The sequence below is a fragment of the Carboxylicivirga linearis genome (assembly GCF_018271995.1).
GTDB lineage: Bacteria > Bacteroidota > Bacteroidia > Bacteroidales > Marinilabiliaceae > Carboxylicivirga > Carboxylicivirga linearis.
On the sequence record NZ_JAGUCO010000007.1, the window covers coordinates 192,488 to 216,802 of the forward strand.

Genomic DNA, 24,315 nt, shown 5'->3' on the forward strand with positions numbered 1-24,315 from the left:
AAAAATAAGCAATCTTAAATCATTTGGCTACGGAAGATTTATAATTAAAGGGAGTTGAACGGTAAATTGTTTGTCTCTGTCTATTATTAAACCCTGTTTGCTGAAATAAGAGTAACGTTTTTTTATGTTTTCAAGGCCCACCTTATGCGATATATGTTGAAGTGGTTTTTTTACCAGTTGGTTTTCTACTTCAATAAAACCAGGTTTGCGTTCAAAATTATTACTTATTTTTATTGTGTTGTTCGGGCTCGACTCAATAAGAATATTCAACGGTTTTTCTTCGTCGAAATGATTGTGCTTAACAGCATTTTCAACCAGTAATTGCAATGTCATTGGGGGGATATAGGTTTTCTTAACTGCTTCGCTAATGTTTATAGATAAATGAAGAGCATTTTCGAAACGTATCTGTAACATAAAGTAATAGGCCTCAATAAAATCCAATTCTTCTTTAACGGTTACCAAATCTTTCTGGTGACTTCTTAAAATATAACTGAACGTTTTGGCAAATCGTCGTACAAAACTTTCGGTGGTGGTAATATCTCGGTGAAGGAGGGAAGCAATGGTGTTAAGCGTATTAAAAAGATAGTGTGGACTTAACTGACTTTTAAGAATATCGTATTGCAATTTCAGCCTTTCCCGAATCATTTTTTCACTTTCAATATTGGCTTGAATAAAGCTTGTATACGAGTATTGGTAGAGATTTATAAGTATGTATACAATATTGGATAGAAGAAATAAAATAATGAATTTTAATGTAGCATCGCCGGAATTGCTAAGAAAAGCTCCCAATGATTGATTAGGGTGTTTGATAGCCACGAAAATCCATAAGCTAATAGCAATCAACACCAGAGCTACCAAAGAGTTAACTATAAAATGAAAAAAGAATCGCGAAGGGGTACCTTGCGTCCATGGTCGAATACGGTTAAGCCCTTTGGTTACAAATGAAAAGGCTGTAAATACTACCCACGAAGTAATAATAAACAACGAAAGTGTATCCATATCACTTCCAAATGAGCTTAAATCACCTTTTTCACTGAAGGTGATATAGCTATAGATCAGCACTCCATAAAGGGTGCTGACCAAAGCTTGTATAAGCAGTTTTTTTGATGAATAGATAGATCCGGGCATAAGTATTCCTCTAATTTAACGGATAGTTTTTAAAACTCTGTTCTTTTCGTATTCCGAATCGAGCTCTTTAGCCATTGATTTGAAGATGTATTGAACAGAAGAATCATTGGTAGGTATCTGAGGACTCATTCTAACCAGTATAGCTGCCTTTTCAATATCAACATCAATGCGTTGGTTACATTCCATTACTTTAATAAGTAATTTGTTATTTACAACCGGATGATCGATTACCATTCGCAAAATCTCTTCAATGGTTGAGTTTTGGTCCATTCGTTCAACTACCTGAAAAAACTGATTGTAGTTGTTGTCTGCAAGAGGAAACTGCTGAATAACCTGGCGGAGTACCGCCCCTGCTCCATGCTGAAAATCCGGAACCAAACGACTGGTTTGTCTCAATAAACGGTACATCGCTTTTTCATTCAGCTTATTTTTATTCAGTAAATCAAGCATCACATTGTATATTTCCATTTCACTGTCCATGCTTGCCAAAACTCCAAAATAGGCATCTATCACCTGATCGTCGTTGATAAATAAGCGATTGGCTTTTCTTAGAATCTGTCCACGTTGGCTATTGGATGAAATATTTTCAGCTGTTCTTAGGTAATTTAACAGAGCTGATTTGTCCGGTTTTTGATTTCCGGTAGATAAGCCTGTTTCTAACATGGCTGTGGTAATTTCGCCTTTCAATACATAGTAACTGTCAGACATGTCATCCAATGTATTTCTGAATTCAGCCATAACACCATCATCTTTTGGTAGGTATGGAATAGCGAATAAAAGTACAGCTCCCTTTTCTCTTTCTGATGAAAAATCAGAAACAACATCCAACATGGCAATCCATGTGTCATTGGAAAGTGTCTTTTTCTGAATCAGGTCTTTTAATACATTCCCTTTTTCTGAGTTAATTTCCATATCATCAATAATATCGAAATACTCTTTTCTTATAATATAGTCATCAGAATATTGTTGGTTGAACAAACGAAGTGTAGAACCTCGTTCAGTATTATATTCGTGTGTTGACACAGCATGTAGTAATGCTGCTGCCTGACTATTATTTAGTTTATAATTCTCAAGTATGTATCGTAACAGGGTGCCTTTGGTACTGTTGGATTTAACATCACCAACTTCATCAATTACACGCTGAAGGTCTCTGTCTTTTATTTTATTATCGAAAATCAGGGTTTTTAAAGCATTGGTTCTTGATTTACCACTACTAATAGTTACCGTCTCCATTGAAAAAAAGGACCATTCAGTTCTTGATGTATGAGATGTTGAACCTTCCTCAATAATATCAAAAACAGCATCCAATCCTTGTTGATTATATATTCGTCTTATTCGTGATTCTATACCCAAATCACTGTTTTTAACTATCTCAGGAAGTATTTCGGCCAACCATTTTTTACCTTCAGGTTCGAATGCTGTGCTTGATTTTCCAACATAGTACTCGTAAGTAAGTTTACCTTGTTCATCAGCATGAATAAAAAGACGTCGACTGTTTCCGAAAGATGTTTTATTAATTTCAACAAATCCACCAGCAGAAATAGAATTAATCATTTTATCATCATTGGAGACTTCAATAATACCCTGGTATTTTAGGTCGAAGGGCAAGTCGTTGGAAGCAGATGAAATGGTAAGGTTTCCATTTTCATATACAAATACCTTTGTTTTTTTGTTACCCGGTTTTTCATCAGCTTTAACCGTAGCTTCACTAATGCCGCATACGCATATAATAAGCATTAGTACGCTAACTATTTTGTTTTGTATAGTAGATGTTCGGTTCATATTATTTGGTTTTGATTTCACTTTATCAATTTTTGATAAAGCAATAATAATATGAATGGGATCCTAAAAAAAGTGCAATGAAGTGAATTGTTGATTTTATGTAGTCAATTGCAAAAAAAGGTATGAATTGATGTTTTATCTGTTTTAAGAAACGAAATAAATGCTATAAATGATGCCTTGAAACAGTTGGTTTTACGGGTTTTGAGTGTGGTTTTGAAGTAATTGTAATTAATTGATATTCAGGAGTACTTAAAAGGGGTTTAAAACGTGCTTACGTTTTTTAAAATCGTCACTATGTTTTGCGTAAAACGTAAGCATGTTTTAACAGAAACATAAGCATGATTTTTTCTTTTCTGGTCTTCAGCTATGCATCATGTTAGTTTTCTTCCTTTTCAAACTCAAATTTAAATTTTGCATTGGGGTATTCTTGATAAATGCTATTCTGAGTAAATTCCTCAATGGATTTAACCTGTTCAATTAAATGTTGTGATGGTGTTCCGCCAAAACGAGAGATGTTAATAATAAATTCGAATTGTAGTTTATTGTGTTTCTTAACGTTATTTGCTGTATCAAAAATAAGGCGTTGGATATCGTAAATTAATCTCTCTTCATCCATGTGACCAATGAAAAAAACAATGCTTTTGCCACCTTTTATTTCCTTGTCGGTTTCCATGGCATTGCATGAACTTTCTTCTTTTTCAGGAGTGATAACCTGATAAAAAATATTCTCTTCAATATTGCTAAACTGAAGAGATTCAATAGGAGCAAATGTTTCTTTATTAATAACCTGATAAAAAACCATTCCTTTTTCTATTTCGCAATGATAACCTTTGTATAATATGTAAGTCAGTTTCTTACCTTTAACATCCATTGTAGCAATATCCGTCATCACAAAGGCTTGCGATTGAGGAGTATCTTCAAGGGCGATATTTACAAACTCATTACTAAACGAAACCATTTGAACTTCCTTAGTATTATTATCGCTTGTTTTGAAATACATGTAATTGGGACTTTTTGCCAATTTATCAATGTTCGATAATAAAACATTATTAGTTTCTTTTATTAGAGAAAGTAAAGAAATTGCTGCCTTTAAATATTCCATAGTGTAAAAATTATTGCCTTTTCAGGTTCAAAAGTAAATAATTATTGGCTTAAGACAATTGATATGTAATTAAAATTAAACACTAAATATCAAATTGAAATTGCTACTGGTAATTTATAAAGATATAGTATTCGAATAAAGATAGTGTCTAAACTAATTTTAAAGAAAAAATTTAAAAATATTTCTTCTAATTATATGCCAATGTTTATAGGGGATAGAGAACTGTGGGAAAAAACATTACACATTTGTGCTAGTATAATAATCATACGTGTTATAACAAAACCTGCCTTTTCTGATAGATTTGATCAGTAATCGTTAACCTAAGAATTCAATTTTATTACATGTAATGTCAAGCAATATGATGTGATCATTAATAAAAAATGAATTCTTTAAAAAAATCTATTAATTAAATTCTAATGAAAATGAATCTAAAAACTACTTTTCTGAATGCGTTAGTACTCTGCTCGTTGATGTTTACGGGCACGGTGGGGGCGCAAACAACAACAACAACAAACAGGGCTTTGGAGGCAATGGTTTCTACGTCTCATGTTTCTCCCTGGGAAATTCTGGGAGCAGTAAATGATGGAGTGTCATCAACCAGCTCAACAGCCAAACCGGCTGAAGGAGCTTATGGAAACTGGAATGGTGAAGGTTTCTATGATACATACAACTGGGTGCAATACGAATGGGAACATCCAATTAATATTGAGTCCACTAACGTATTTTGGTGGTCTGATGGAGGTGGTATATCTCAACCAACAGATGCTTATATTGAATATTGGAATGGAATAAGTTGGATAAATGCAGGGGCAATTGGATTAGAGTTAGATGTAGATAACTCTTTAGATATAGGGGTATGGTCCAGTAAAATTCGGATCAATATGAAGAGTGATACATCAACTGGTATTATTGAGTGGAGGGTTATGGCCACTGATGAAACACCATGTGATGCCTCTGAAATAACTACCTTAATACAAGTGAATGATTCGCAGGAAGAACCATTGTCAAACGTGGTAGTAGGTGTGGGTGATAATGTAACCATTACCGCACAGACAACAGGAGAGGGAGAATTGTATTGGTTCGATCCTGATGGAGAAAGCACCACAGGAATTACTAGTTTAATCCTTGATAATATACAGGCAGAGCAGTCCGGATCATATAAAATTGTAAGTATTAATGATTGTGGCGGTTATTCTGAAGTCAAAGTTATTATTACTGTTAGTTTAAGTAATGATGGTTCAGCTTATAACTGGCCAACCTACGATCCACCTATCTATTATGATTTTAGAGATGAATTTCCTGAATTAGAAATGCCAACGCAGGATTTGGACGATTGTGCCAATGTGGCCGGTCGTAAGTCTTCAGGATGGTGGACATTTGTATGGGGACCAAATGCCAGAAGTGAGATAACGGATGCAGCCATAGATCCAATGTTGGAACGATTCAATGAAGATTTTGCTTACTTCAGAGATACAATGGGCTGGCCACCTGATAGAAGGGTTAAGGATGGATATAGAAGTGCTATTTATTTATTTGGTTCGGGTTTATGTACCGATGATGCAGACACAACAGCCTTAGGTGGTTGGATGGGTAATATTAATTACCAGGGAATTAATTACCCTAATGTTTTGGCATCTTATTATCCGGTTTACTCTTTTGATCCTAATTGTCCGTATGCTGATCGTGAAGGTCAGATGGGAGCGATGATTCACGAAGGAATTCATGCTTTATTGGCTGATTTACCGGGTGCTAAAAATTCAGCATGGTTTCATGAAGGAGGAAATACCTGGTTACAACAGGAGATGGAATCAAAAAAGGCTGATGATTATTCATCAATGGGATTCTTGAATGCCGGTGCCTTAATTGCTCCGTTTATGCCTATTGAATGTTACAGCGGATGGCTTCAGGATGATAGTTTTGGTGGTCCATCAGCTGAAGGAGTAAATATGGGTGATGAAAATGGTCAAATTTGTACATGGCGTAATTTGCTTGGTGGTAACCAATACGGAAATATCTTCCCGGTAATTTTTAGTCAAATTTTTGGAGACCATAGTGTGGCCTGGATATGGAGACATTGCGAAAACAGGGTTTTGGAAGGTATTTCTGACACTTTGGGTGATTATCAAATGCGCCGACTTATAATGGAATACAGGGCTAAACAAGCTTTGCTGGATATTGGTAAATGGTCAGGTGCATGCCGTGATTTAATTGATGCGAACTTTGGAATCAGCATTCATTCTGAGTGGGAACCATCATGGTTAAACCCTGAGGTATGGTATGCTACCCCATATGCAATAACTTCAGATGATGGCAATGGATTGTTAACTCCTGAGTATAGAACCACTCCGGGGTGGTCAGGTGCTAACCAAATCCCTTTGATTGTTGAAGGAGATAAAGTTTCGGTTGATTTCCAGCCTATTGGTCAAAATATGAGTTGTCAATTATGTTACCGGTCAACAGATGGTTCGTATGTGTATGGACAACCTGTGTTAGGTGGGCAATGTTCATTGAACCTTGACAAACCAGCTGCTAATAATGTCGTTTTTGCTGTTATTTGTAATACAGATTACATCTATGAAGGAGAACAGACTCGTAAGGCTCATTTCGATTATCGCTTACAGTTGGGTGACGGTGTTAAAGAACGCGGTCACTGGAATGTACGCTGGTACCAATGGGATCAACAACTTTCAAATATAGATATTCCAACCTCAATTAGAATTGAAGAAGGTGTTGTGAAAAAGCTTACAGTGTATCCTAATCCAGCAACATCAGGTGATGATATAAAAGTTAGTTTTGGAAATAATGACGGCGATTTGGCTAACTTGAAAATTTACAGCTTAAGCGGACGATTAATTGTAAACACTAAAACATCTAATTCTGAAATAATGCTTAATAGTTCAGAATTTGAAAAAGGAATTTATGTAATGTCTGTAAATCATTCAGGCACTACTGAAACTTTTAAATTGGTTATTCGATAGATTAATTTTTTCTATAACAGTTCAAGAGTGTTAAGAAGAAGCTGCCTCAAAATTAGTATTTGGGGCAGCTTTGTTTTTTGCATACATTCTATGCCCACACGGGTTTAGAAATTCTTTCAATTTGTTCTAATTCTTTGGCTGAAAACTCAAGATTATTTAATGCAGCCAAATTATTACTTAGCTGATTGGTTGAAGATGCTCCAACTAATACCGAAGTTACTGTATTGTGGCTCAATAGCCATGCTATAGCCATTTGGGCCAATGATTGGCCACGTTGTTGAGCTAACTCATTTAATTCAAATATGGCTTTACGCTTAACATCGGTGAGCATTGATTCTTTTAGAAAATGCCCTTTAGCCATTCTCGAATCTTCAGGAATTTCTTTTAAGTAGCGATCGGTAAGAAGACCTTGGGCCAGTGGTGAAAATGGAATACAACCAATACCTCTTTTGTCTAATACGTCCAGTAATCCTCCTTCAACCCATCGCTCAAAAATATGGTAACGGGGCTGATGAATTAAGCACGGAGTACCCAATTCGCGAAGAATAGATTCCGCTTTTTGAGTTTGCTCGGCTGTGTAATTAGATAAGCCAACATACAAAGCTTTTCCTTGACGAACCATTAAGTCCAAAGCTCCCATTGTTTCTTCTAAAGGTGTTTCAGGATCGGGACGATGATGATAAAAAATATCTACATAATCAAGTCCCATTCGTTTCAGGCTTTGGTTGAGGCTGGCCATAAGGTTCTTTTTGGATCCCCATTCGCCGTAAGGACCATCCCACATAAGGTAACCTGCCTTGGATGATATTACCAACTCATCGCGATATACACCTAAGTCTTTCTTTAAAACCCGACCCAGTGTTTCTTCTGCTGAACCAGGTTCAGGTCCGTAATTATTGGCCAAATCAAAATGCGTTACTCCATTATCAAAAGCATGCAACAGAATAGATCGCGAATTATCAAAAACATCGGCCGATCCAAAGTTATGCCACAAACCCAATGATATGGCCGGAAGCTTTAATCCACTTCGTCCGCATCTATTGTATTTCATCGTATCGTAACGGTTACTGGCAGCTATGTAATTCATTTTAATATTATTGAGTTAGAAATTTTATCATTTTATCTCCTGCATCTGAGCATACTTCACAAAAACCTTTGGCTTCGTTTGATTTCATTCTACAGTTTACCGCTGGACGATAAACACCTTTTGAAACATATCCTCCTCCTTCAAAAACGCCGGTTTGGTTTTTAAATTCAGAATCAACCGGAGTGGGTACCGGAGTGTGTGATGATAGCATCTTCTTCCATTTGGCGTCAAAGTTGACTAAGGTAGTGATATTGGGCTGCCAGGGTTCTACTTTTAAATCAAAAAAGTCCTGATAAGCAACATCTGAAGTGTAGTATTCATCAGCCAGGCCAAATAAACCATGTCCTAATTCGTGAATCATAACTTTATAAGCCAATGGATGATCGGCTGTGCCAAGTGAGAAATGATTGTAAATACCACCACCACCATAGCGACTTGAATTAACCAGTACAACAATATGATCGTATGGAGCTTCTGCAGCTATGTCTCTGATGGCTTTAACATCAGTTGTTTCAAGATATCTGTCTACATAAAAAGTATTGAATGCTGAGTTAACAGCGGTTTCTTTCCAAATGCCTTTTTCAGGTTCGCTGGGGCCACTATCTTTCGACGGTGAACACACTGCCCAAAAGTTAAACTTGTCTTTGTTTTGAGCGTATGGTTTTTGTTTCAATAAGTATTCAGCATGTTTTTTTACATCGCTTTTAAATTTCTCCATTTCATCAGATTGATACCCTTCGGCAATAAAAACGAGATCAACCATTTTATCCGATGCGCCGTTATTAATGATTTTGGCAACTTCGTATTTTCCGGTAGAGAATTGTCTTATATTAACATCGCTTGGATTAATCTTCTGACTTAGCATGGTGGTGAAATTACCGCCGCGATGGCGTTCTTCTAAAACAAATGTGACTTCATTTTTAGGATATGGAAAAGTGACAGTTTGATAAAATGCCTTTCTCATATTTTTAGCTTCCTCAGTACTTCTCCATTCTTCAAAAAGGGTACAAAAACCTTTGGAATATAATGTGTCAGATGAAGCATCATCGATAATAAAAAAGCGATATTCTCCGTAGTTAAATTTGTCAATCAGGTTGGTTTTAGAACCTCCCCAAAAAGGTTCCTTCTTAATTTCAGTGATATAAACCGTTTGGTTTTGTTTATTACCAGCCATTATTAGATCAATGCGCATCGAATGGTCTTCAAAATTCTTCTCAAAAACAGATTGGGCTTTAATGCAGCTTGTGATTCCAAAAAAGATAATGATATTTACTAAGAGTTTTTGCATAGAATTAATTTTATCAAAGAATTAAAAATACAGTTTTAAACCAAGAATCAAGTACAAAATTATAAATAATGGAAACGGTTGTTGAAAAAGGAACTATTGAGTTTGACAATATAATTAATAGTAAAATTGATAAGTATTTCGAAAGTATAGGATTATCAGATACTTCAGGTTTGTTAGTGAAGGTCGCCGTGCTTGCAGTTATTGTCTTGCTTATTAGTTATTTGGTGAATAAACTTACCAAATATTACATTATTAAAGCCATTGAAAGAGTTATTCGAAAAACAAAATCTAAATACGATGATTTCTTTGTTGATCGTCAGGTATTTCAGCGATTGTCTCATCTGGCACCGGCCTTTGTATTATATATTTTTAATGGAATTGTGTTTAATGATTTTCCACAGGTTGGAGAAGTCGTTCATAAAGCCATTCTTATCTATTTAGTTATTGTTTTTGTTTGGAGTCTAACAGCTTTTTTTAGTGCTGTTATGGATATCTATGATAGTCATGATTATGCACAAGAACGCCCGATCAAAGGCTATGTGCAGGTTGCACAGATTATCGGTTATTTTATTGGTATTTTGCTAATCGTATCCATTGTTTTTAATGTTGAGTTGATGGCATTATTTACTGGCTTGGGTGCTATTGCGGCAGTTTTATTACTTATTTTTAAAGATACCATATTAGGATTGGTTGCCAGTGTGCAATTATCAGCTTATAAAATGGTTCGGGCCGGTGATTGGGTAAGCATGCCTTCGCATAATGCCGATGGTACTGTGGTGGATATTTCGTTGAACACCGTAAAGATTCAGAACTGGGATAAAACCATAACCACTATACCCACTTACGAAATGGTTTCGCACCCATTTATGAATTGGAAAGGAATGGAAGATTCAGGAGGTCGACGAATAAAGCGTGCCGTTAATATTGATATGCGTAGTGTGAAGTTTTGCTCAAAAGATTTGTTGGAGCGGGCCAAAAAGATGCATTATTTAAAAGATTATGTGGAAAAGAAAGAGGTGGAGCTGGCAAATTATAACAAAGAAATGGGTATTGATGAAAGTGTTACAGTTAATGGCCGACGAATGACCAATATTGGTTTGTTTCGAAAATACCTGGAAGCGTACCTGCATCATCATCCTAAAATACATAAAGACATGACTTTTTTGGTACGCCATTTGCAACCAACTGAAAAAGGATTACCTATTGAATTTTATGTGTTTAGTAATGATCAGGCATGGGCAAATTACGAATCGATTCAGGCAGATATTATGGACCATATTCTGGCTATTTTACCTGAGTTTGATTTGAAGGTGTATCAATTTCCAACATCAGGCAGTTTACCCATGGAAAACTAACTATTTATTTTATAATGCTTATAAATTATAGTTACATTGATGGATTTTTAACTATATGTATATATTAATGTATTGAAATTAAGGTGGATGTGTGGATTTAAAATCCTTATGAGTAGTTGTTTTTGAAAGTTAAATTATTCACATTGTGATGGATTATCATTGGATATTAAATTTATATAGATTAATTTCGTACCAAATCATAAATGAAAGTGTAAATTTATTTACAAATTCTAACAATTGTCAAAAATAGTATGGAGAGCAATTCACAAATCGATAGCTTAGATAAGAAAATTTTATCGCTGATTACTAAGAATGCACGTATTCCGTTTTTAGAAGTTGCCCGCGAGTGTAAAGTATCAGGAGCAGCTATTCATCAGCGTATTCAACGATTGATGAACATGGGCGTTATTAAGGGTTCTGAGTTTATCATTAATCCAACCAAAATTGGGTATCATACTTGTGCTTTCATGGGTATTTTTCTTAAAAAAGCAAGTTTGTTTGATAAGGTGGTGAAGATGTTGGAAGATATACCTCAAATTGTTGAATGTCATTACACAACAGGACAATATGCTGTTTTTATTAAGATTTATGCCAAGAGTAATGAGCATTTGAAGAGAATATTACATGATAAACTGCAATCAATTGCTGGTATATCAGCTACAGAAACTATTATTTCGCTGGATGAGAGTTTTAAACGTCAATTGCCAATAGAGTAGTTATTCTTATATGTAAAATATAAAACCCCGCTTCTGCGGGGTTTTTTTATAACATCCATTTTGCATGGATTATATTAAAGAGCCCTTCGTTAAACTTCAGGAAAGCATTTTTGGTATTAGTGCAGATCTGCGATTCCCTTACCATATCCAATGTAACATCTTCTTCTAATAAAGGCCTTTCGTATCTTGCCTTGGGTACATTTAAATCAAGATGTGGCAGTGTGTGATTGGTTGCTTTAATAGTGTATTCATCCTTAGTAATTACACCTTTTTCAATTAATAACGGATGTGCTTCGAAAAAATTGAAGGTGTTATTTCCTAAATACAAATGAAGATCGAAACGTTGCATTAGAGGTATTTCATAATAAAAGGCAAATCTATTCTGGGCATCATTTAAATGAATACGAACACAATTGGTTGATTTATTAATTGGTGAATAAATAATTTCCCATATCAACTGATTGTGATCAATAAAGAAAATGTTGAGTTTATTTATTAGTCTTAATCGTGGTAAAGCAATGGACGAAAAATGTGGATCATCTTTGTATTGTTCACATAGTTGATCGATTGTTTTATCAGATAAAATTAGTTTCTCAGACATGGTATGTGGTGTTCAAAATAGTAGGATTACTTGCATCTTTTGAAAAGGTGATATCCAAATGCCCCAGGAATATCCCTGATTTACCTACTTGATTGATAACAACGTTCTTTCCAATTTTGTTTTTGACCGTTTCTGGTTCAGACATAAAAGTATGAGTATGACCACCTAAAATCATATCAATGAAAGATGTATTTTCAGCGAGCTTTATATCAGATACTTTTTCATCATCATACTTAAATCCAAGGTGTGATAAAGCAATAATGTAGTCGCAATTCTTTTCTTCTTTAAGTAATTTAGCTGTTTTATTAGCCACTTCAATAGGATTAAGATATTGGGTGTTACCAAAACGATCCTGATTAACCAATCCATCCAATTCAATACCTAAACCCATTACACCAACTTTTATAGGTCCTTTAGTAAAGGTTTTGAAAGGTAATGTCATGTTTTCCAGTGGGGTATTCTTAAAGATGTAATTGCTGCATATAAATGGAAATTTGGCTTTTTGTAGTTGTTTAGCTAACTCTTCAATTCCATTGTCAAATTCGTGATTCCCAATAGTTGCAGCATCATATCCCAGTTTACTCATGAGCTTAATTTCTAACTCCCCTTTATAAAAGTTAAAATACGGTGTGCCCTGAAATATATCACCGCAATCAAAGAGTAAAACATGCTCGTTTTCTTGTCGGATTTTATCAACCAATGCAGCTCGCTTGGCAAATCCTCCACCATTAGGATATTTGTAATGATCGGATGGAAGTGGTTCAATCTGGCTATGTACATCATTGGTATGTAAAATAGACAATCGAACTTCCTTTTGCGAACAAGAATAAAGTTGGGGCGTAATTGCAGCCGTAAATGCACCAGCTCCTAATTGTTTAATGAATTTCCGTCTGTTCTGTATCATAGCTTTATTCTATTGTCTAATTGGGAATTTGCTTTTTCGTTGTTTGCTTCCAGTTTTTTAATGTGATTAATAATCATATCCCGAAGCTTCACTTTGGTTTCGATTATAGTTCCTTTTTTAAACACATCATAATGGTCGCCACCTTTTGATAGATAGTCAGAGGTTGCTACAACATAATACTCTTTGTTGAAAGGCTTGCCGTTTATCTTAATTCCGGTGGCTTTTTCATCCTTAATTGTAAATGATGCACCAGCAACACCGTCTCCTCCCTGACTGGCTACGTAGTTTAAAAATTCAAGTGTTTGATCTTTCGTTAATTTTACCAAAACAACCTCATTTTCAAAGGGCATTAATTGAAATATTTTATTAACCGTTATAGGCCCTTCTTCAATAATGGTTCTTAAGCCCTTGTGATTCATCAAGGCCATGTCAGGGGTAAGTAAATTTTTTTCGCTACTTATTAATCGAGTCTCGTCCAGTATTAAATCCGAAATAAAATTAGTCAGTAATCCTTCAGGTAGGTCTTTATCAAGAGTGCGAGCAGCATGCCCAATTACCTGATACATTTGAGCATCAATACTATCTTTATATGGAGTTATATAATCAACAACCGAATTTTTCCCTTTATAAGAACTATCAATGAAAATAGTTGTTGAGTTTGTTTCTTTGGTTTGATATGAGCCATTATTACAGCCCAATGTAAATATCAAAAGCAAAGAAAATAATGCAATTATTAAAGTATTGTGTTTGCTGGTTTTCAACATAGTTGATAAGATTGTGAATTTACTTACAAAGAAAGGAGAAAGATATATAAAAGGTTTAGGCTAGTGTGTTAAATTTATGAAAAAATCGACCATATGGTCTAAAAAAATACCCGAATCAATCGATTCGGGCATTTTATCTGAAGTCTATATTTTTATTTAATTCTATCCAGGTAAATCTTTCTAACATCCAATAGGTAGTTTCTATCTATATTAGGGTTGTAAATACGAATCATATCTCTAATTCCAAAGTCAACATGTATATGGCCAATAGCAGCATCAAAAACACTGTGATCCCAATTGTTTTTTGCTTTTTTGGTAATGTCCTCAAAGTGTTTCCAGGTTAGTTTATGGGGAATAGTGAAGTATCCGTGATCTTTTTCGTCCAGATCAAAATAGATACCATCTTCAATTTCTTCTAACATAAAAAACTTCTTCAACCTGATGATTGCTTTTCCTTCCAGATTCTTTGGTTTCTTCTTGAATTCAAGTCCCTGATCGAGATAGCCTTGTTGTAAATCGGCTATTTGATCAAAGCTATCGAGATGACGTACTCTAATAATGTGAAACAGCTTATTGTAAATACTTACAGTACCGGCCGCAGCGTTGAAATTAGTTCCAAAGTACTTTTTAATATTCTGCGTTGCTCTGGTAATTTCTTCAAGAGTATAAAGTTGTTTCAAAACCAGATAGATGTATAGCGGTTTTGAATCAGAAGGGATATCACTGTAATAGCCAAAATATCCAGGGAAGGGTTCCGGAGCTTCCAATACAAAAGTATTCGGAAGTATTTTATCGTTCATGGTTACTAAAGATTCTTCCTTTAGTAAATTGCCATATCGCTGGAGAATTAATTTTTTTTGACTCATGATGTGTGTTTTTATTAATTAGTCTCCTAATTCGTATTAGTACTGATTAAAAGTTAAAACAAAAATTTTAATCGATCAACTATAAAGTCAAATTAATCGCCCTAAATTTTCGGAAAAAGTGGGGTGAAAAATATTTACTTTTTTAGTTGACAGAGAATTTGAATCAATCTTATATCACACGTTATCGCGAACGAAAGTTGGCATGTCAGGTTTTGAAAGATCCTGATGATAATAATAACCATCCAAATCAAATGCACGTAAATCGTCTGGGTTCTCAATCTTGTTTTGGATGATGAAACGGGTCATTAATCCTCTGGCTTTCTTTGCAAAAAAGCTTATTACTTTGTATTCCCCATTTTTCTGATCTTTAAAAACAGGAGTGACAATACGTTTCTTTAATTTCTTTTTATCGATGGATTTAAAGTACTCGTTGGATGCCAGATTAATCAAAATTTCTTCTTTATTCTCGTTCATGTCATTCATAAGAAGTTTGGTGATTTTATCTCCCCAATATTCATATAAATTCTTCTTCGATCGCATTTCTAATTTTGTTCCCATCTCCAGTCGGTAGGGCATAATTGCATCCAGTGGACGGAGCATTCCATATAATCCTGAAAGAATGCGCAGGTGGGAATTGGTGTAGTCTATTTCATCATCATTTAAGCTATAAGCATCCAATCCATTATACACATCACCTTTAAATGCAAATAAGGCCGCCCTTGTATCTTCTTCATTAAATGGGTGATTCCATAATTGAAACCGATGATGATTAAGTTTAGCCAGCGGAGAGCTGATACTCATTAATTTAGATAGCTCATCGGGTTTTACTTTCTTTAGTTTATTTACTAAACTGCTTGCCTCTTTTGGAAAACGAATATCTAATTTTTCGGTTGTTGGAACCGGCGATTCAAAATCTAGTGTTTTTGCTGGGGAAATTACTAATATCATATATGTTAAGGTTTTACACTTTAACAGACTTCAAGATGCGTATGTTCAAACTTTTTATTTAGTCAGCAATAATTACTTCAATACCAGCATTAATTAATTTCTCGTAATCATCTTCCGCTAATCCTTTGTCAGTTACCACTACATCAATATCGGTAAGTTGACCAATTATCGCTAAACTGCGTTTTTTAAATTTGCTTGAATCTGCCACTAAAATCACCTTTTTCGCCATCTTTAACATGGTGCGATTTAAAGCAGCTTCTTCAATGTGCGGTGTGCTTATACCTAATTGCGCATCAATACCATCGGCTCCAATAAATAACTTATCACTGAAGAAATTTTTAAGGTTATTCTGGCCAATAGACCCTACCAGCGACAACGAGTTTTTTCGCATAATGCCACCGGGCATAATAATATTGATATGATCCGATTCAGCCAGTGGAGCAGCAATGTTTAAAGCATTAGTAATGACTGTTAAGTTTTTAAAACGATGCAGATGGTTAGCTACCTCTTTTGTAGTGGTTCCTGAATCTAACACAATGGTGTCGCCTTCTTCAATCAAACGAGCAGCTCTTTTACCAATGGCTTCTTTCTCTCTCGAATGCTGAATTTTTTTATCAGATAATTTAATTTCCAGATTAACTTTATCCGTTTTAATGGCACCTCCACGGGCTCTTATTAGAAGATTTTTATGTTCCAGTTGAGTAAGGTCGTTACGAATGGTTACTTCGCTAACATCAAATTGTTCACTTAATTCATGAACATTAACCTGTCCTTTCTCATCTAATATTTTAAGTATCAGCCCGCGTCGGCCAACTGTTGTATTTGGATCAAAGTCACTCATGTCGATTCCGGTTCTTCCAATAAAATTATTTACACAAATTAACTAAAAAATTCGGTAATCAAATCGGTCATTCTAAAGATTCAACATGTGATGTGGTATGGAAGGTAAATTGCTTTAAAAAAGAATACTTTTATAGCAGAATAAAATACCATAGTTGTTTTGAGTAATAAGAAACAAATATATCTGGCCCCCTTACAAGGTTATACCAATGTATTTTACCGAAAAGCCTTAAATGAGGTTTATTCTGGTGTAGCCAAATATTTTACTCCTTTTTTTGAAGAAGGTAAAGGTTGTTTTTCTGATCCTGAATTGAATCCTGAATTGGATATGAATTTGAATGCAGGATGTTATTTGGTACCTCAAATTGCAACCAATAATATTCGGTTCTTGATTGCTTTTTCAAAAAAGATTAAAGAGCTAGGATATGAGGAATTGAATTTAAATATGGGGTGTCCTTTTCCAATGTTAGTTAAGCGAAGTAAAGGAGGAGGTATGTTGTCTGATACACATTTAGTTGAGCAATTGTTAGCTGAATTTTTTCAACAGGATATTGGCTTAAGACTTTCAGTAAAGATGCGATCTGGTTTAACAGAAGTAAATCAAGGATTACGTATGCTTGGTGTTCTCAATCAATTTCCTTTACACGAGATTATTGTACATCCCAGATTGGTGATTCAGAAATATAATGGCCATCCTAATTGGGATGATTTTGAAATGATGTTAAAAGCTACTTCCATTCCAATGGTTGCAAATGGCGATATCGTTTGTAGGAATGATGTGGAAGTAATTCAAAAAAATTTCCTGGAAGTTAAGTCAATTATGATAGGCAGGGGAATATTAAGTAATCCGGGAAGTATCTTGCTTGAAAAGGAAGAAAATACAGTTGAACGATTCTTGCAATTTCACAAGTTATATTATGATTTGGTGCAATCTAATACGCTTAACTGGAATCAGGCGTTTAATTATCTATCTGATTTTTGGTTTTATCCTTTAACAAACACTACGGAAGGGAAACGTTATTTTCGGAAATTAAAAAAGCATAACCATCTTGATTTGTATCAAGACTGGCTATATGGAGTAAAAGACCATATTCATTTAAAATAAGGATAGCTTTAGACATGTTTAATTGCAATGGAAAATAATACCTTTGTATTGAAAAAATTCAGACTATGATTTTAAATGAGGTAAAAGCATTGTTACTGCACGAAGCGCAGGCAATACAAAATATTCCGGCTACAGATGATTTCGAGAAAGCCGTTAATTTATTGCATCAGCAAATCCATGAAAGAAGAGGAAAGCTAATTACCACAGGAATGGGGAAGGCTGGGCAAATTGCCATTAACATGGCTACCACTTTTAGTTCTACAGGCACACCTTCTGTTTTTTTACATCCAAGCGAGGCACAGCATGGCGACTTGGGTGTGGTTCAGGAGAATGATGTGATGCTAATGATTTCTAACTCAGGAAAAACCCGAGAGATTATTGAATTAATTGACCTGGTGCGAGGTTTACATCCAAATATCCCGATTATAGTTATCACCAGTAATACTGAATCTGTTTTGGCGGAGGAATCGGATGTTTGTATTAGTACCGGAAACCCTAAAGAAGTATGTGCTTTGGGCCTTACACCAACAACTTCAACCACTACCATGACTGTTATTGGTGATGTATTGGTGGTGTTGCTTATGAAGAAAATCAATTTTACCAATGCCGATTACGCCAAACGTCATCATGGAGGATATTTGGGCGATAAATCAAGAAAGGCAGCTGGTTTAAAATAATAAAGCTATGGCATTCAATTGGAAAAGTCTACAAAACGGTTCTGACATCAGAGGGGTGGCTCTTGAAGGGATCCCCAATGAAAACGTTAATCTCAATGAAGAAGTAGTTGCTCAACTGGCAAAGGCTTTTGTTTTATGGTTGAGGAAAAGAAGCAGTTCAACACAATTAAAAGTGGCAGTTGGTATGGACTCTCGTTTGTCAGGACCATCCTTGAAAAAATCTTTTATTGAGAGTTTAGCTAAACAGGGAGCAGATGTTTTGGATTGTGGTCTGGCATCAACTCCGGCTATGTTTATGACTACTGTAACTGAGCCGTATTTGGCTGATGGAGGAGTGATGCTAACAGCCAGTCATTTGCCATTTAATCGTAATGGATTAAAATTTTTCACTTCTAAAGGAGGATTGGAAAAAGCTGATATTGCTGAAATTTTATCGTATGCCGATGCGGGTGAATTTGAAATATCTTCTCAAACTGGTTCTGTGGAGGAAGTGGCTTTTATAGATGTGTATTCAAATATTTTAGCTGATAAAATTAAGACAGAGGTAGATGATACAGCTAATTTTGATCAGCCACTAGCCGGTTTTAAAATTGTATTGGATGCTGGTAATGGAGCTGGTGGTTTTTATGCTTATAAAGTACTTGAAAAGTTAGGTGCAGATATTACCGGAAGTCAGTTTTTAGATCCAGATGGTAATTTTCCTAACCATATACCCAATCCTGAAGATGAAGAAGCTATGGCATCAATTTGTCAGGCTGTAAAAGCAAATAAAGCTGATCTGGGAATTATATTTGACACAGATGTTGATAGAGCTGCTATTGTTGATGACGAAGCCAATCCTGTTAATCGTAATGAGTTAATCGCTCTTTCTGCCGCTATTATCAATGAAGAGCATCCGGGATCGGTGGTTGTTACTGATTCAATAACTTCTGATGGTTTGGGCTGGTTTATTAATGATCATTTAAAGGCTGAACATCATCGCTTTAAACGAGGTTATAAAAACGTTATAAACGAGTCGATAAGGTTAAATGAAGATGGAAAAGAGTCCTGGTTGGCCATTGAAACATCGGGACATGCGGCATTGAAAGAAAATTATTTTCTTGACGATGGGGCTTATCTGGTTACAAAAATCTTAATCAAGATGGCGAAATTGAAAAAAGCTGGTCAACGACTTACCTCTTTAATTGAAGCTCTTCCGCAGCCGGTAGAGAGTAGGGAATTTAGGATTAAGATTGAAACTGATGATTTTAAAACCTATGGAGAACAAGTGATTGCCGATTTAGAGAGTTTTTCTGCATCAAATAAAGGATGGAAAATTCTTCCGAATAATTACGAAGGTATACGTGTTTCATGTGAAGAGGGAAATGAGAAGGGTTGGTTTCTTCTTCGTTTATCGTTGCACGATCCGGTTATCCCTTTAAACATCGAATCAGATGTTGAGGGGGGCGTTAATGCTATAGCAGATAAGTTAATTGAATTCTTTGATATATATAAACACCTTAATTTTAGTGTTTTAAAAAATAGATAGTTTATGAGAGTGTTGAAGGACAATGCAGTTGCTATGATTGTAGATATTCAGGAGCGTTTATTTCCTCATATTTATGAGCATGAGCAACTAGCTAAGAATGTTGAGATTCTGATAAAAGGATTGCAGGCCTTGGAGGTTCCTGTTGTAGTTAGTGAGCAATATAAAAAAGGCTTGGGAGAAACCATTGAGTCAATTGAGAGTTTAATTTCAGCTGATGCTCATGTTGAGAAAATGGCTTTTAGTTGTTGTGATGAGCCTAAGTTGATGGAAAAGATGGAATTGACAGGAAAAAGGTTTGTGATTTTGGCTGGTATGGAAACCCATATCTGTGTATTGCAAACTGCCATCGATTTGCTTGAAAGAGGATATCATCCTGTTGTGGTTGAAGACTGTGTTAGTTCACGAACTTTAGCTAATAAGCAAAATGCAATTGCTCGTCTGCGTCAGGAAGGTGCAATTGTTACATCCTACGAGTCGCTATTATTTGAGCTATGTAGATTTGCTGGTTCTGAAACATTTAAAACAATCAGTAAGTTGGTGAAATAAAATTAATTGCTTTATTTTGAAGCCATTCCTATAATAGGGATGGCTTTTTTAATAAGAGGATCAATAATGCGGAGAGTATTTGGATTGGGAGAGACTGTAATGGACATGATTTTTAAAGATAATCAACCCGTTGCAGCAAAAGCTGGAGGAAGTGCTTTAAATACAATGGTTTCATTGGCTCGTACAAATGTTTCGTCCTATTTTATTAGTGAAGTAGGAACGGATCGATTGGGGCAGATGATAATGGATTTCTTAGAAGAAAATCAACTACATACCGATTATATTTGTCGTTTTAATAAGGGTAAATCAGCTTTGGCTCTTGCCTTCTTAAATGATGATAATGATGCCGAGTATGAGTTTTTTAAAGATTATCCAAAGCAACGATTAGTTGGTGAAATTCCGGAATTTACACCAGGAGATATTTTAATCTTCGGATCTTATTTTGGCTTGAATCCGGTTATCAGACCACGCTTATTAGAATACCTTCAAAAAGCTAAATCGGCAGGTGCAATTATTATTTATGACCCTAATTTCAGAAGTCATCACCTGGAAAATCGTGAATTGTTAATTCCAATAATTGAAGAGAATCTGCAAATTGCAGACTTAGTTAGAGGAAGTGATGAGGATTTTGAAAATATTTATGGCACAACAAATCCTAAAGAAGTATACGCAAAAGTAGCACAGCATTGTACTAATCTAATAATTACAGCCAATAAGAATGGCGTATATGCCTTTGGTGAGAATCATTACCGCCACTATATGGTTCCGGTAATTGAACCAATAAGTACTATTGGAGCCGGGGATAATTTTAATGCAGGAATGATAAAAGCCTTTCTTGACTTTAATATTATCAAGTCAAAAGATCTTTATCTATCAAAAGAAGATTGGATGCATATGGCAGCTTATGGAATTGAGTTTTCTGCTGAAGTCTGTATGCGCATTGATAATTACATTCATAGCGACTTCAGCAAAAAACTACATGATAAGGTTCAAAAAAGAATTGAAACTATTAATTAGTTATACACCTCTTGTTTGGTGTAAACACCTGTTTTAATCAGTTCTTTATCAATGTTATCTTTGGTAATTGGTATAGATGGAATTTTAATGGTAGGAATATCTGCAGTACCATTGTTGGTCAAGCTAAGTAATTCCTCATCTATTTTCTTTCCTTCTAACATTTGAATAGTTTGTTCGGCGGCAGTATATGCATTCTTCTTCAATGGATGATAAGCTGTCATCAACTGTTTTCCGGCAACAATATTTTTTATACCGGTTATTTCAGCATCCTGCCCAGTTATTAGTACTCCATCAAGCATATTGTTTTCTTCTAATATCTTAATAACTGCATCTGACATTCCGTCAAATCCGGAGAAAACAATATCTGGTTTTTCATGTCGTAACGACATAAACTGCCTCATTTCATACTCCGTATTTTTATCACTCCATTCTTCAATATAGGTTTTATATAATATTTTAAAGGCACCAGATTCTACATATGGTTTTATTTCTTCATCAATAGAATTCATTAGGCCAATAGCATTGCGGTCATATTTATCACCACCTAAAATAATTACTTTCCCTTCTTTTCTCTTTTTGAGCACTTCGTTCACCATCAACTGTCCAAGTTGTTTGGTGTCTCCTGAAATAAATAAATCAGGTTCGCAGTTAAAAATAATACGGTTGTAGGCAATCACCTTCACACCACGACTTTGTCCTTCTCTTACAATGGCGGCAGCAGAATTGGCATTGATAGCGATTAAAACTAAAGCGTCAATACCAGAGTCAAACATTTCAATGGCTTTATCATATTGTAAAGCTTCATTTCCATTTCCATTATCTATTTGTACTTCAGCTCCTAATTCAGTGGCTCTTTCTTTAAAATAGTTACCTTCAATTACAAATCGTTTAGTTACCTCAGAGGAATATAGAAAGCCTATTTTATAATTGTCATTTTTAGAACAACTACTTAGTAGTATTACAAGAGCTGCTAGCAGTGTGTGGATTTTCATAACGTGCGAATATTAATGTTGTATCGAATTATTAGGTGATAAAAGTAATATTTTGTCGATAAATTATTTCATTAAAGAAACAATTTTTCCCATATTTGAACCAAGGAAGCTATCTATTAAAATAATCTGTATGAGATGGAAAGATCTAAAAATTCGTGCCAAAATTGGTAGCGGGTTTGCGGTTATTATGGCCGTTGTTTTATTGCTTGGCGTGGTTATTCTATATAATCTACAGAAAGTGGATAAGGGTACAACATCACTCACCAATATGTATATACCTATCGTCCGTGAATCAGTAAAACTTGACAAATATTGGAAAGAAACGCGTGAATATTCGCGTAGTTTTGAATTTACCGGAGATGACTATTTTAGTGAACGAGCCAAAGTAAGTTTTGAGAGAATGTACTCAGCACTTGATAACTTAGTAGCCGTGATTCAGGGTAAAGAAGGTATTATGCTCGACAAGGGCATAAATATGGTTGTACTGGAAAACCATATTGTTGATTACAAAAAAGTTTCTAGCCAGTTCTTCGAAAAGCAAACAAAATCAAATGAAGCTAAAGAACTTTTTATCGATGCCGCTCAGGCTTTAAAGGAAAAATCCAGAGGTATTGGTTCAACTAGTTATAAAGCTTCAGTTAAAGTGAATGATTTAGTTAATCAGCTAATTCAGGATGACAAAAAGCAAGACTTCCGATCTGTGGAAGAGCAGTTGGAAACTCTTAATTCCATTAAAAAGCAAATTGGTAGTGTTAACTATGGTTCAGATTTTACAGCTGATTTGCAGGTTGCTTTAAACTCACTAACAACGTATTTAAGCGGTTTAAGAGAAGTAAAGACACTGGAGTTAAAAAGGTTTGAAATTGCAAAAAATATCATGTGGGATGTAGGAGCTACTTCAGATGTGGGGCTGGATTTAATGATGAAAATGGGTGACGACAACTCAACTATTGTGTCATTACAGAAGCAATTCATGATCTATGCTTTAATAGTTGTATTTGTACTGTTTGCATTTCTTGTTTATACATTGTCAAGAGCTATTTCAAAGCCTATTGAGGAAGGAATTGAGAAAGCTGAAAAATTAGCCAATGGGGATTTATCAGTTGAATTTATTGCCGATAGTAATGATGAGGTTGGAGCTTTATCAAAAGCATTGAATACGATGGTTGATAATCTTAAGAATGTAATTTACGAGGTTACTAAGTCATCAGAAGAGATTATTAAGGCAAGCCAGAAGCTAAATAGTGGTGCTGTTGAATTAGCCGAGGGAGCCACAGAACAGGCTTCATCAGCTGAGGAAGTGTCATCATCAATGGAAGAAATGTATGCTAATATTCAACAGAATACAGATAACTCCAAACAGACAGAGGAAATAGCAAGTAAAGCTTCAGTTGGAATTCAGGAAAGTAACGAAGCTTCTAAGGTTGCAGCTGTTAATATTAATGAAATTACCGATAAAATTAATGTAATTAGTGATATTGCCTTTCAAACCAATATATTGGCATTGAATGCCGCTGTTGAAGCCGCCAGAGCAGGACAGGAAGGAAGAGGTTTTGCTGTAGTAGCAGCAGAGGTTCGTAAATTAGCTGAAAGAAGTCAGGCTGCTGCTGTTGAGATTACAAAGTCATCATCCGATACTTTAGAATCTTCTAATGCGGCTACTCAAAAGTTAGATGTAATTACACCTGAAATTCAAAGAACAGCTGATTTGGTAAAAGAAATTACCTTAGCATCGATGGAACAGGTGACTGGTGTAGAGCAAATAAATAACGCTATCCAACAACTGAATAATGTTACTCAGCGAAATGCGGCCAATGCGGAACAAATAAGGGAAGCAGCAACAGCATTAGATGGATTGTCTGATCAGTTGAGTAAGTCAATTGCTTTATTCAGCGGTGATGATAAGAAAGAAAGCGCATCGGTTGGAAGTAGAATTAGTGGTAAAGCTAAGAAAAGTTTTAACGTTCAGAAAGAAGAATCAAGAGAACCGAAGAAGGAGAAAGTAAAAGGGGAGGTTGGTTATAATATTGAGTTAGGAAAGAATTACGATGATTATGAGAAATTCTAATTATAAATAAAAACTAAACAAAA

At 35.2% G+C, this 24,315-nt stretch carries 21 protein-coding genes; 9 read left to right on the plus strand and 12 right to left on the minus strand.

The window, feature by feature from the left end:
- Nucleotides 1-27: 27 nt before the first annotated feature.
- The 3 genes from KEM10_RS12065 to KEM10_RS12075 all read right to left on the minus strand — a co-directional run bounded on the left by KEM10_RS12065 (nt 28) and on the right by KEM10_RS12075 (nt 4,012).
- Nucleotides 28-1,128 carry a sensor histidine kinase gene (locus tag KEM10_RS12065; RefSeq protein WP_212216257.1) on the minus strand — a complete coding sequence of 367 codons (1,101 nt, stop codon included), beginning with the start codon at nt 1,126-1,128 and terminating at the stop codon, nt 28-30.
- 15 nt (nt 1,129-1,143) lie between these two features.
- A complete protein-coding gene (locus KEM10_RS12070; RefSeq protein WP_212216258.1) occupies nt 1,144-2,910 on the minus strand; it encodes a hypothetical protein in 1,767 nt (588 codons plus the stop codon).
- A 376-nt stretch (nt 2,911-3,286) separates the two neighbouring features.
- Nucleotides 3,287-4,012 (minus strand): hypothetical protein, encoded by a 726-nt coding sequence (locus KEM10_RS12075; protein ID WP_212216259.1) that lies wholly within the window; start codon nt 4,010-4,012, stop codon nt 3,287-3,289.
- Nucleotides 4,013-4,428: 416 nt separating this feature from the next.
- Here KEM10_RS12075 and KEM10_RS12080 point away from each other — a divergent pair, with 416 nt between their 5' ends.
- Nucleotides 4,429-6,990: a T9SS type A sorting domain-containing protein gene (locus tag KEM10_RS12080; RefSeq protein ID WP_212216260.1), complete on the plus strand. Its 2,562-nt coding sequence runs from the start codon at nt 4,429-4,431 to the stop codon at nt 6,988-6,990.
- An 88-nt stretch (nt 6,991-7,078) separates the two neighbouring features.
- Here KEM10_RS12080 and mgrA read toward each other — a convergent pair whose 3' ends face one another.
- Together mgrA and KEM10_RS12090 are read right to left on the minus strand one after the other, a co-directional pair.
- Entirely contained in the window at nt 7,079-8,077 is a 999-nt protein-coding gene (mgrA, locus tag KEM10_RS12085; protein WP_212216261.1) for an L-glyceraldehyde 3-phosphate reductase, read from the minus strand.
- A gap of 7 nt (nt 8,078-8,084) precedes the next feature.
- Nucleotides 8,085-9,365: a M64 family metallopeptidase gene (locus KEM10_RS12090; protein ID WP_212216262.1), complete on the minus strand. Its 1,281-nt coding sequence runs from the start codon at nt 9,363-9,365 to the stop codon at nt 8,085-8,087.
- 68 nt (nt 9,366-9,433) lie between these two features.
- Between KEM10_RS12090 and KEM10_RS12095 the strand changes: the two genes are divergently transcribed.
- Nucleotides 9,434-10,720 (plus strand): mechanosensitive ion channel family protein, encoded by a 1,287-nt coding sequence (locus KEM10_RS12095; protein ID WP_212216263.1) that lies wholly within the window; start codon nt 9,434-9,436, stop codon nt 10,718-10,720.
- A 251-nt stretch (nt 10,721-10,971) separates the two neighbouring features.
- Complete coding sequence (locus tag KEM10_RS12100) at nt 10,972-11,436, plus strand: Lrp/AsnC ligand binding domain-containing protein (protein ID WP_212216264.1); 465 nt, start codon at nt 10,972-10,974, stop codon at nt 11,434-11,436.
- A gap of 46 nt (nt 11,437-11,482) precedes the next feature.
- Here the strand turns inward: KEM10_RS12100 and KEM10_RS12105 are convergent, their stop codons facing one another.
- From KEM10_RS12105 to agaR, 6 genes are all read right to left on the minus strand, one after another.
- Nucleotides 11,483-12,037 carry a hypothetical protein gene (locus KEM10_RS12105; protein ID WP_212216265.1) on the minus strand — a complete coding sequence of 185 codons (555 nt, stop codon included), beginning with the start codon at nt 12,035-12,037 and terminating at the stop codon, nt 11,483-11,485.
- Nucleotides 12,030-12,941, minus strand: a complete 912-nt coding sequence (locus KEM10_RS12110) for a bifunctional metallophosphatase/5'-nucleotidase (RefSeq protein WP_212216266.1) — start codon at nt 12,939-12,941, stop codon at nt 12,030-12,032. The genes KEM10_RS12105 and KEM10_RS12110 overlap by 8 nt, the downstream gene beginning before the upstream one ends.
- Nucleotides 12,938-13,705 carry a 5'-nucleotidase C-terminal domain-containing protein gene (locus KEM10_RS12115; protein ID WP_212216267.1) on the minus strand — a complete coding sequence of 256 codons (768 nt, stop codon included), beginning with the start codon at nt 13,703-13,705 and terminating at the stop codon, nt 12,938-12,940. The genes KEM10_RS12110 and KEM10_RS12115 overlap by 4 nt, the downstream gene beginning before the upstream one ends.
- Before the next feature lie 152 nt (nt 13,706-13,857).
- Entirely contained in the window at nt 13,858-14,571 is a 714-nt protein-coding gene (locus KEM10_RS12120; RefSeq protein ID WP_212216268.1) for a hypothetical protein, read from the minus strand.
- A gap of 174 nt (nt 14,572-14,745) precedes the next feature.
- Complete coding sequence (gene yaaA, locus KEM10_RS12125) at nt 14,746-15,519, minus strand: peroxide stress protein YaaA (RefSeq protein ID WP_212216269.1); 774 nt, start codon at nt 15,517-15,519, stop codon at nt 14,746-14,748.
- A gap of 58 nt (nt 15,520-15,577) precedes the next feature.
- On the minus strand, nt 15,578-16,360 hold the full coding sequence (gene agaR / locus KEM10_RS12130) for a transcriptional repressor AgaR (protein WP_212216270.1): 783 nt from the start codon (nt 16,358-16,360) through the stop codon (nt 15,578-15,580).
- A 159-nt stretch (nt 16,361-16,519) separates the two neighbouring features.
- On the opposite strand from agaR, the gene KEM10_RS12135 reads away from it, so the two are divergent.
- The 5 genes from KEM10_RS12135 (at nt 16,520) to KEM10_RS12155 (ending at nt 21,232) form a co-directional block, all read left to right on the plus strand.
- Entirely contained in the window at nt 16,520-17,464 is a 945-nt protein-coding gene (locus KEM10_RS12135; RefSeq protein WP_212216271.1) for a tRNA-dihydrouridine synthase family protein, read from the plus strand.
- Between the two features lie 65 nt (nt 17,465-17,529).
- The gene (locus KEM10_RS12140; RefSeq protein WP_212216272.1) at nt 17,530-18,141 is read left to right on the plus strand and encodes an SIS domain-containing protein; all 612 of its coding nucleotides are present in this window, start codon (nt 17,530-17,532) and stop codon (nt 18,139-18,141) included.
- Nucleotides 18,142-18,148: 7 nt separating this feature from the next.
- Nucleotides 18,149-19,669 (plus strand): phosphohexomutase domain-containing protein, encoded by a 1,521-nt coding sequence (locus KEM10_RS12145; RefSeq protein WP_212216273.1) that lies wholly within the window; start codon nt 18,149-18,151, stop codon nt 19,667-19,669.
- A gap of 3 nt (nt 19,670-19,672) precedes the next feature.
- On the plus strand, nt 19,673-20,215 hold the full coding sequence (locus tag KEM10_RS12150) for a hydrolase (RefSeq protein ID WP_212216274.1): 543 nt from the start codon (nt 19,673-19,675) through the stop codon (nt 20,213-20,215).
- A 66-nt stretch (nt 20,216-20,281) separates the two neighbouring features.
- The gene (locus KEM10_RS12155; protein ID WP_212216275.1) at nt 20,282-21,232 is read left to right on the plus strand and encodes a carbohydrate kinase family protein; all 951 of its coding nucleotides are present in this window, start codon (nt 20,282-20,284) and stop codon (nt 21,230-21,232) included.
- On the opposite strand, the gene KEM10_RS12160 is transcribed toward KEM10_RS12155, so the two are convergent.
- Entirely contained in the window at nt 21,229-22,224 is a 996-nt protein-coding gene (locus tag KEM10_RS12160; RefSeq protein ID WP_212216276.1) for a substrate-binding domain-containing protein, read from the minus strand. The genes KEM10_RS12155 and KEM10_RS12160 overlap by 4 nt on opposite strands.
- A 130-nt stretch (nt 22,225-22,354) precedes the next feature.
- Between KEM10_RS12160 and KEM10_RS12165 the strand changes: the two genes are divergently transcribed.
- Nucleotides 22,355-24,292: a methyl-accepting chemotaxis protein gene (locus KEM10_RS12165; protein WP_212216277.1), complete on the plus strand. Its 1,938-nt coding sequence runs from the start codon at nt 22,355-22,357 to the stop codon at nt 24,290-24,292.
- Nucleotides 24,293-24,315 lie beyond the last annotated feature (23 nt).